At 65.6% G+C, this 9,602-nt stretch carries 8 protein-coding genes; 3 read left to right on the forward strand and 5 right to left on the reverse strand.

Features of this window, described 5'->3' with window-relative positions; genetic code table 11:
* Positions 1-40: 40 nt before the first annotated feature.
* The 3 genes from rpmF (at position 41) to Q0D45_RS08355 (ending at position 2,616) form a co-directional block, all read left to right on the forward strand.
* Positions 41-238, forward strand: coding sequence for a 50S ribosomal protein L32 (gene rpmF / locus Q0D45_RS08345; RefSeq protein WP_293391149.1), 198 nt, complete (start codon positions 41-43; stop codon positions 236-238).
* 73 nt (positions 239-311) lie between these two features.
* Entirely contained in the window at positions 312-1,349 is a 1,038-nt protein-coding gene (gene plsX / locus Q0D45_RS08350; RefSeq protein WP_366946388.1) for a phosphate acyltransferase PlsX, read from the forward strand.
* 10 nt (positions 1,350-1,359) lie between these two features.
* Entirely contained in the window at positions 1,360-2,616 is a 1,257-nt protein-coding gene (locus Q0D45_RS08355) for a multidrug effflux MFS transporter (RefSeq protein WP_293391153.1), read from the forward strand.
* Positions 2,617-2,626: 10 nt separating this feature from the next.
* Here Q0D45_RS08355 and Q0D45_RS08360 read toward each other — a convergent pair whose 3' ends face one another.
* From Q0D45_RS08360 to Q0D45_RS08380, 5 genes are all read right to left on the reverse strand, one after another.
* The gene (locus Q0D45_RS08360) at positions 2,627-3,568 is read right to left on the reverse strand and encodes a hypothetical protein (RefSeq protein WP_293391154.1); all 942 of its coding nucleotides are present in this window, start codon (positions 3,566-3,568) and stop codon (positions 2,627-2,629) included.
* Between the two features lie 30 nt (positions 3,569-3,598).
* Entirely contained in the window at positions 3,599-4,387 is a 789-nt protein-coding gene (locus Q0D45_RS08365; protein WP_293391156.1) for a hypothetical protein, read from the reverse strand.
* 165 nt (positions 4,388-4,552) lie between these two features.
* A complete protein-coding gene (locus Q0D45_RS08370; protein ID WP_293391158.1) occupies positions 4,553-5,344 on the reverse strand; it encodes a hypothetical protein in 792 nt (263 codons plus the stop codon).
* Positions 5,345-5,419: 75 nt separating this feature from the next.
* On the reverse strand, positions 5,420-8,374 hold the full coding sequence (locus Q0D45_RS08375; protein WP_293391160.1) for a TonB-dependent receptor: 2,955 nt from the start codon (positions 8,372-8,374) through the stop codon (positions 5,420-5,422).
* Between the two features lie 13 nt (positions 8,375-8,387).
* Positions 8,388-9,602, reverse strand: a 1,215-nt coding sequence (locus Q0D45_RS08380) for a hypothetical protein (protein WP_293391162.1), incomplete at its 5' end; no start/stop codon positions are given.

Here is a 9,602-nt window from a genome sequence, read left to right on the forward strand (position 1 = left end):
TTCGCGCCCCTGGGCGAACCTTGCCCACCGGAGTTCCCCAATGGCTGTCGCAAAATCAAAGAAGTCCCGTTCCCGCCGTGGCATGCGCCGCGCCCATGATGCGCTGAGCGCGCCGACCCTCTCGGTCGACTCCACCTCGGGCGAGACGCATCTGCGTCATCACGTCACTGCCGACGGTTTCTACCGTGGCAAGCGCGTGATCGAGATGAAGACGGTCGAAGTTTCGGAAGAAGCCTGAGCTTCCTGGCAGCGTGCCGAACGGCTGAACCAGCCGTTTCTCCCGGCCGCTGCGGAGCGCAATCATGCCCGCCATGAACGCGCCGATCCTGCTGGCCCTTGACGCGATGAGCGGTGACCACGGTCACGGCATCGTCGTGGAAGCGGCGCTGCGGGCGCTGGATGAACATCGCCGTCTGAGTCTGATCCTGGTCGGCGATGAAACCGTTCTGCGTAAAGCGCTGGCCGCGCATCGTCATATCGACGATCCGCGGCTGACGATCCAGCACGCCTCGGAAGTGGTGGCGATGGACGAAGCGCCGTCGAAGGCGCTGCGTGGCAAGAAGGATTCATCGATGCGGGTCGCGGTCGACCTGGTCAAGCAGAAGCGTGCCCAGGCCGCCGTCTCGGCCGGCAATACCGGCGCGCTGATGGCGATTGCCAAATTCGTGCTGAAGACGCTGCCGGGCATCGACCGGCCGGCGATCATTTCGCCGTTGCCGACGGTCAAGGGCGCTACCCATGTGCTCGATCTCGGCGCCAATGCCGCCTGCAGCTCCGAACAGCTGTTCCAGTTCGCGGTGATGGGCTCGGCGCTGGTCACCGCGCTGAACGGCATCGAGCGGCCCCGGGTTGCCTTGCTGAACATCGGCGAGGAAGAGATCAAGGGCAACGAGACGATCAAGCAGGCGGCTGCACTGATCTCGGCGTCGAAGCTGAACTACTGCGGCTTCATCGAAGGCGATGGCATCTTCCTGCATCCGGCCGATGTCGTGGTCTGCGATGGCTTCGTCGGCAATGTCGCGCTGAAAGCGGGTGAGGGCGTGGCCAAGCTGGTCGGCCATTTCATGCGCGAGGAATTCACCCGCAACGCCGGCACCAAGCTGGTGGGTCTGATTGCCCGCTCGGTGCTGCGCGCACTGGCCAAGCGCATGGACCCGCGCCGCTACAACGGCGCCAGTCTGGTCGGTCTCAATGGCAACGTGATCAAGAGTCACGGCGGGGCCGATGCGCTGGCCTTCGCCAATGCCATCACGGTGGCGATGCGGGCCGTCGAGCACGACGTGCCGGGGCGCATCTCCAAGCTGCTGGCTGAAGCCTTGAACGCCCAGCCGCAGCCGGTCACTGTCTAGCGCTGGTGTCGTGAACCGCTTCCGCGCCAACCCCAAGCTTCTGGCGCCGCTGCTCGCCGGCATGGCGATGATCGGGCCGTTCTCGATCGACGCCTTCTTCCCGGCCTTTCACGCGATCGAAGCCGAGCTCGGCGTGACGCCGGCGGCCATGCAGCAATCCCTGAGCCTGTACCTCGCGGCGTATGCGGCGATGTCGCTGCTGCACGGGCCGCTGTCCGATGCCTATGGCCGGCGCGGCGTGATCCTGTGGTCGATGCTGCTGTTCGCGGCGGCCACCGCCGGCTGCGCGCTCGCCACCTCGTTCGAGATGCTGCTCTGCTTCCGCGTGCTGCAGGGCGTCTTCGGTGGCGCCGGCATGGTCGTCGGCCGGGCGATCATCCGCGATCGTTTCGACGGCGCCGATGCCCAGCGGCTGATGTCGCAGGTCAGCTTCATCTTCGGCTTCGCACCGGCGATCGCACCGATCATCGGCGGCTTCGTGCTCGGCGCGGCCGGCTGGCGCGCGATCTTCTGGCTGCTGGCGGGCTTCACCCTGCTGCTGGTACTGGCCTCGCTGGCCGCATTGCCGGAAACCCATCCGCGGGAACGGCGAACGCGATTCGCATTGCGGCCGCTGGCGCGCACTTATCGCGCGGTGGCCAGCGATCGCCGCTATCTGCTGCTGGGCTTTGCCGCGGCGCTGAACTTCGGCGCGATCTTCACCTACATCTCGGCGGCGCCCTCGGTAGTGCTCAACATCCTGCATCTGAGCGAGACCGAATTCGCCTGGCTGTTCGTGCCGATCATCGGCGGCATGATGTCCGGCTCGGCACTGTCGTCGCGGCTGGCCGGCGAGATCGACGCCCTGCGGACGGTGACCATCGGCTTCATCCTGATGAGCAGCGGTGTCGCGCTGAACCTGGCTGGCAGTCTGTGGCTGACGCCATCGGTGCCCTGGTTCGTGCTGCCGATCGGCCTGATCGGCATGGGCGTGACCCTGTCGTTCCCGACTTTCACCCTGCTGATGCTCGATCGCTTCCCGGCCGTGCGCGGTGCCGCTGCTTCGGTGCAGGCAACGATCAGCCTCGGTGTCGCGGCTGTGGTATCGGGGGTGCTGTCGCCGCTGGTCAGTGCCTCGCCGATGGGGCTGGCCTGCGCGTCCACCGGCCTGACCATCAGCGGCTATCTGCTTTGGCGCATCTATCTGCGGATTACGCCGAACTGCGGCCCGGACGTGTTGAGTGCCCGGCTCGAGCCTGCGTCGACAGCCACGCCGTCATCGACCTAGCTGACGCTGCTCATTCGCCGCTGAGCAGTAGTTGTCCGTTGAGCGTTGCCGAGCGGCTGTTGTCGGCACTGTGCAGCTGGGTGCCGATCAGCGCCAGGATTCGCGAACCACGCGCGTCCGGTGCCGAGAAGCTGGCGCCAGCGCAGGCAGCGGCGGCACAGCGCAGCCCTTCGCGGGACAACTCGCCAGACATTTCGATGCTGCGGATGATGCCGGCCTGATCGGTACGCAGCTTGATCACACCGCCATCGACATTGCTGAAGCTGTAGACCGGCAGGCCGTCTTCGCCCTGCGCATAGCCGTTGCCGCCGAAGGCGCAGAAGCGCGTGTAACTGTTGTCGCTGAAGTTCAGGGTGACGCCGGTATCGCAGACCGCGCCGACATTGCCGAGCGCGCCGAGCCGGGCCGTGAGGGTTATCGGTCCGTCCTGAGCGCCGTCGTCCACCGGCGCTTCCCGCGCCAGTGCCGTGCCGCTCAGCCTGATGTTTTGCCGGCCGTTGAAATCGGGCTTGCCGAACATCAGTCCCGAGCAGGCCTCGCCATCGCAGCCATACTCCGGGCTGCGATGGCCGTACTCGACGCGGGTGGCGGCACCGGCCGCGGTGTCGATCAGCAGATAGGCATCGCGGCCCAGCTTGTACCGGTAGCTGCGCCTGCTGCCGGTCTGGTTGGCCAGTGCCGAATCGGCACAGTGTTGCTCGGTCTTGCCGGCCGCTGAGGTGATGACCACTTCGCCCTCGCGGCAGGCCTCATCCGGGCTTTGCTTCCCGGCCGACGCCGCTGGCACAGGAGGCTGGGCCAAGGGTGGTTTTACTTGCTCGGCGCTGGCAACGGTCGTTGACGGCACGACGCCATCAACGACCGCAAGCGGTTCCGGCGCCGCCGTCCACCAGCGAAGTGCCACCACCAACAGCGCAATGGCGAGCAGAGCTGCAACGATCAATCGCTTCATGAGTGAAGGGCGGCGGCTGTCAGACAGGGATCAAGGCCGCAGGCCGTTGACCGGCACCAGGAACTTGCACTGGCCTTCTTCGCCGCCCTGACGGACGCCGACGACGCTGCCGGAAGCCGTGGTCTTCGGCGGCTTGGTCAGTCGGGCGGCGACGAAATACCAGGCCGTGGTGGCGACGCTGGAGCCGTCCGGATCGTCGAAGTTGATATCGCTGCGGAAGCTGACGTAGTCGTTGTTGCGCGCCGGGTTCAAGCCTTCCGGCGAGCCGGGATACTGGTTGAGCCCTTGTGCAGTGCGGCCGGCCAGCCAGATGCCTTCATCGGCGCCATCGAGACGATAGGCCACCGAAGTGGCGATGCCGTTGAAGCCGATGCGGCCCAGATCGTTGACCTCGAAGAAGTCCGGATCTTCCGCGCCACAGGTGGCGAGCGGCGGCTGCCAGCGGCGATCGTTCAGCGTGATGCGGATGCCGAACACGTAGTCGGTGGTGCTGCCGCGGCGCCAGATGCGGTCATCGAGACGGCCGACTTCGGTGCCGTTGGCGATCACCGCCTGGCTGTTGTTCGAGGCGTACAGCGCCCAGGTATTGCCGCCCAGACCCGGAAACGTGCGGACGCCATTGGTGGTGGTCGGGAACTCGCCGGTGACTTCGCAGACGCCGTCGGTCGGATTGCGATTGGACTCCGTGCCCTGACAGACCTTCAGCACCGGCGTGCCGGCGGTGGTCAGAACTTCGAAGCCGGCGAACGACGGTGCCACCGCCAGGCCCAGACCCAGGCCGGCGCCGAGGCTCAACAAACTGCGCACATGCTGTTTCATGACATCTCCCCTGTTGCAGGACGGAAGTCGACGAGGCTCCGGATGAGCACCCGTCCTCCGTCGGTAATCGAATGCTGGGTTCGAGCCCTGGCACTGCGGTCGACAACGGATACGGGCGTCGATTCGACTCCCGCACCCGTTGTCGGCTGGATCCTCAGGCTGGCTTTATGGCTTCAGGCCGTTCAAGTTGATCGAGAACTGGCACTGGCCTTCTTCGCCGCCCTCCGACAGGCGAATGGCGTTGGCGACGGCGCTGCTGCTCGGTGCCGTGGACGAGACCACGCGGACGAACATCCAGGCCGAATTGGCGTTGCTCAGGGAATCCGGATCGTCGATGTTGACGTCGGTCCGGAAGTTCACCCAATCGGCGCTACGCGCGGGATTCAGGCCTTCCGGTGAGCTCGCGTACTCGTTGAGACCCTGGTTGGTACGCCCGGAGAACCAGGCGCCTTCCTCGGCCGAGCCTTGCCGGTAAGCGATCTGCAAGCCGGTACGGCCGGTGAAGCCGTTGCGGAACATGTCGTTGACTTCGAAGTAGGTCGGCGTGGTGCTGGGGCAAGTTCCTGACGGCGGTGTCCACAGCGTGTTGACCATCTGCAGCCGGAAGCCGAACACGTATTCGGTGGTGCTGCCGTTGCGCCAGATGCGGTCGTCCAGGTTGCCGATCGTGGTGCCGTTGGCGATCACTGCCTGGTTGTTGTTGGTCGCATAGACGGCCCAGTTGCTGCCGCTCAGACCGGGGAAGGTGCCGGGCGTGCTGCCGGTCGGGAAATTGCCGGTGACCTTGCAGACGCCGGTGGTGGGGTTGCGGTTCGCCTCGGTGCCCTGGCATAGCTTCAGGACCGTGGTGCCGCTGTCGGTGATCGTTTCGAACGCCGCCTGTGCCGGCATTGCGGCAGCCGCCAGGGCGATGCTCGTCAGCGCCAGTCTGGCGCCCAACCATTGCTTGTTCTTCATCGTCTTCTCCTCGTTACACACCCAGGTCTGTCGATGCCGTTCTGAATGAGCGGCATCCGCCGTTGGAAAGCTGTTTCAGGATTTGCCGAACTGATACGAAACCCCGCCGAAGAATCCGCGCGGTGCACCGGGACCCACGAAGGTGGTGTTCTGGTGTTCGTTCGAGTTGTAGTTGAAGCCGCCGGGGCCGATCGCACCGTTGACGCTCGGCGTGTACGGCGTCACGCCAAGCCGGCCAGCGCTGTAGTAGGTCTGGTCGAACAGGTTGGTGATCCGGGCGAATACCGTGAAGCCGCGCGGCAACTGGTACGAGGCATCGAAGTTGATGACCGCGTAACCCGGCACGTAGCCCTTCTCGGTGAATGGCCGGCCTCCGGTGAACTGGCTGCCGTTGGAGACGATCGGCCCGAAGCCGTCGGTGATCTGATCGGTGCCCTCGGGCTGGTGGGCGTTGTTCTCGTTGCCGCGAACGAAGGAGCGCGAATGGGCGATCGCGCTCAGGCCCAGCTTGAAGGCCCGGGTCAGCCGCCAGTCGACGCCGGCAGTGAGGTTGTGCAGCGGCACGCCGGGCAGCAGCGCGCCGGGATCGATGCGGATCGCTCGGAAGGAGCCGCGGCCGTCGTTGGCATCGGCGGTCGGTGACAGCACATTGCCGGGCACCGAGTTCTGGTTGAAATCGGCACTCGAATTGTTCGGGCTCAGCACATAGAACTCGGACTCGAAGGTCGCGGAAGTCAGCGAGTAGCTGGCACGCAGATCGAACGGCCCGGCGCTGCCCTTGATGCCGAGTTCGAAGCCTTCGCGACGGGTCTTGTCGATGGTGTCGAAGAAGCTGCGTGTCGGTGAGGCACCGGCGAAATAGATGTCGTCCTTCAGATCGGTGCGGAACACGCTGGCATTCCATTCCCAGACGCCGAACACCTGCCCGCGAGCCCCGATTTCCGCCGACAGCGAACGGATCTGCGGCAGATAGGGATCGCCGGACAGTGCGGTGGGCAGCGCACAGGTCGGGCCGACCTGACTACGCGGCGCGGTTTGCGGCGGCACGTAGACGCCGGTGACCGGATCGATGAAGCCGGGCACGGTCTGGACCGGGGTCGGGTCATAGGCGCAGCCCAGTTCGATCACCGACGGTGCCCGCGCGCCGCGGCTGACGTTGGCGTACAGGTTCACCGTCGGGATCGGCAGCCAGTTCAGGCCGAACGAGGGATTGAACGAGTAGAAGCCGAATTTTTCCCGGGTCACGTCCTGGGCTTCGCGTGCCAGGTTGTTGGGGATGATCGGTCCAAGCGTGTCCGGGCAGGAGGCCAGATCGTTGGTCGGGCAGAGGATGAACGTCGGCTCGCGATTCAGCACTTCGTGGATGTCTTCGCCGATCCGCGCCGTCACCTGGTTGTCGACCTTGTTGATGTTGTAGCGGGCCGACAAGGTCACGAACAGATTGTCGCGGGCGCTCCAGGTTTCGCTGAAGTAGGCGCTCCAGGTTCGCGAGGTTCCGTTGAAGGCATTGATGGTCAGCGGATTGGCGCCTGCGTAATACAGCGGATCGATGTTGTCCGGATCGAGGTAGACGCGGCGGTTGTCGTCGATCAGCGCCAGCTGCTGGGTGGCGCGGTAAGCGGCCTTGCTGTCGTCGTACGAAGCACCGATCAGCAGCTTGTGTTCGTCAAGATTCAGGTTCCACTGCAGTGCGCCGCCATAGGTCAGCTGGCCGACGCGGGTGCGGGTGTAGACGCCGTTCGGCGTGCCTTCGACGACGCCGGAAGCGGTGCCAGTCTCACCGGTCACCGGGTTGCGGCCATAGGCGCCGTTGCGTGCCGTGCCGAGCCGGCGGACGTTGCTGCACAAGCCTTCGAGGAACGGATCGTTCAGCGGTGGCTGGAAGCCACCGCCGGTGACGGTGTCGCGCAAGCCGTCGCCATCGACATCGGCATAGCGGCAGACCGGATCGTCCGGATTGGTGATCTCCCTGTGGGCCTGATTGCCGCTGAAGAAGAACTCGTCGAAATCGTCATAGGCATCGCCGTTCAGGCTTTTGCGGCGGCTGTCCCGGCGATAGACCTGGGTGGTCAGGCTGGTCTTGTCGCTGAGATCGAACAGGCCGGACAGGTTGATCTGCGAGGCCCGGTTGCGGGTTTCGTCGGGCGAGGTGAACACCGCCGAGTGGTCTTCGCGGAACAGCTCGATCGGCACCAGACCGTTGCCGATCAGGCGGTTCTCGGAAACCAGCGTGCTGGCGGTGACGGTGCCGAAATCGAGCCGGTAGTCACCGCGGCCGAAGCCCTGCACCAGCCGGCTCGGCGAGTTGTCGCGCCAGCCGTCTTCATCGAAGTAGTGGACGGCACCGAAGCCGGCCAGCGGCCCCTGGTTGCCGCCGGCGGCGACCTGCACCTGACGCCGCCCGAACGAGCCGGCCAGCGCATCGGCTTCGACGCCCTTGGCCGTGAAGCCGCTCTTCGAGCGCAGGCTGATCGCACCGCCGAGCGTGTTCAGGCCGAACACCGGGTTCGAGCCGGGGAACAGATCGAGCCGCTCGATCGCATTGGTCGGCAGCAGATCCCAGTTGACGATGTCGCCGAATGGTTCGTTGACCCGCACGCCATCGAAGAACACCGACAAGCCCTGCGGCGTGCCGAGCTGCGGGCCAGCGGTGAAGCCGCGAAAGCTCACGTCGACCTGGAACGGATTGCCCTGGTAATCGTTGACGGTGACCGACTGCAGTCGGTTATTGAAGAAATCGGCAATGCCGATCGAATGCGAGGCGCGAATCTCTTCGGCGGTGGCGCTCTGGATGGCGCTGGGAATCTGGTCGCGAGTCAGGTTCAGGCCGGGCAGCGGGCCGACCGAGACTGGCGGCCGTTCACCTTTGACATCGACCGGGCCCAGCTCGATCTTGGCCGGGCCTTTCGGCGTGGTGCCATCGGCAACGGGCGGCGTCTGCGTGCTGGTCTGGGCAAGGGCATCGGCGACGAACATCATCAGGCCGACCGCGAACAGACGGGCAGCGGGGCGCTGGCGGATACGGTTCATGGTTCGCCCCTGGTCAGTCATTGAAGCTGCGGTCCGGCGCGGTCAGCAGCTGACCTTGCAGGCCGACTCGGCGATCACCCGGCCGGTCGCCGAGCAGCACTTCCGGCAGCGTGATCGGCGCGATGCTCACGGCATGCGCGCTCTGGGCGTTGGCCGGGCCGATGTTCACCGCCGACAGGCAGGCGGCATCGGTGCAGGCGAAGCTTTCGCCTTGCGCGCGGTCGTACTGGAGCCGCCGCACCAGGCCGGCAGGGCTGGCGATGATCGTCAGGTAGGACTCGCTGCGGGCCTGGTTGTTGGCGAAGCCGTAGGCGTAGTCGCCGAGTTGGGCACCAGGGAAGCGGCCGATGTTGAACTCGCCGATCAGGTAGCCGCTGACCGTGCCCTCGTCGATGTCATAAGGCGGGCACAGGTCCCAGCTGTCGGCTTCCCCTTCAACCCGTACGCGCACCGTTTCGCTGGCCGGGAAGCCCGCGCAATCGGGTGGGATGCGGTCGATGCGGTTGCCGAGATTGATGCCGCCGTCCAGCGTCACCGGCGTGCCGCCGCTCAAGCTTTGCAGCAAGGTGCCGCTCAGGCTCAGCGCCCGCTCGGCATTGGTCAGGTTGTCGAGCGCAACGAATTCGCCGAGCGCTGCACCGTTGCAGGCATCGCCGACGCACTCGAACAAGGGCAGCAGTGCCTGGTTGTTTTCGTCTTGCTGGAACAGCGTGATGCTCAACAGCCGGTTGCCGTCGACTCTTACTTCAGGTACCGCAAAGGCCTCGACTGCGGAGCGGTAGACATAGCGCGAACTGGCCACCGCTTCGAATCGAACGATGGCGCTGGCGCACTGTGCCGTCGTGGTGCCCTCTGCAGAAGCGACGAACAGCGGCAGCCCTTCGACGCCATCACAGTTGATCGCCGGCCGGCCCGGCACGCCGCCGATCGCGGTGCCGAGAAGTTGCGCGGTGCTGCCGTCGTCGGCGGTCAGCACGGTGTTCGAGAAGCTCAGCGGCCGCGAACGATCACTGACTTCGCCGCCGACCATCACCAAGCTGCAGCTCGCCTCGATGCAGCTGTACAGCGGCAGGCCAGAGCGACGCAGCTCGATGCCGACCACGGTGCTGTCGCGCAGCCGCAAGCTCAGCGTATTGCCGCGGATATCGAACAGCCGGAACACCAGCACCGAGGCGTCGGCCTCGTCCGGTAGCGCATCGCGGGTGACCGGGCAGAACTGGTAGAACTC

This window comes from Nevskia sp. (assembly GCF_023266035.1).
GTDB lineage: Bacteria > Pseudomonadota > Gammaproteobacteria > Nevskiales > Nevskiaceae > Nevskia.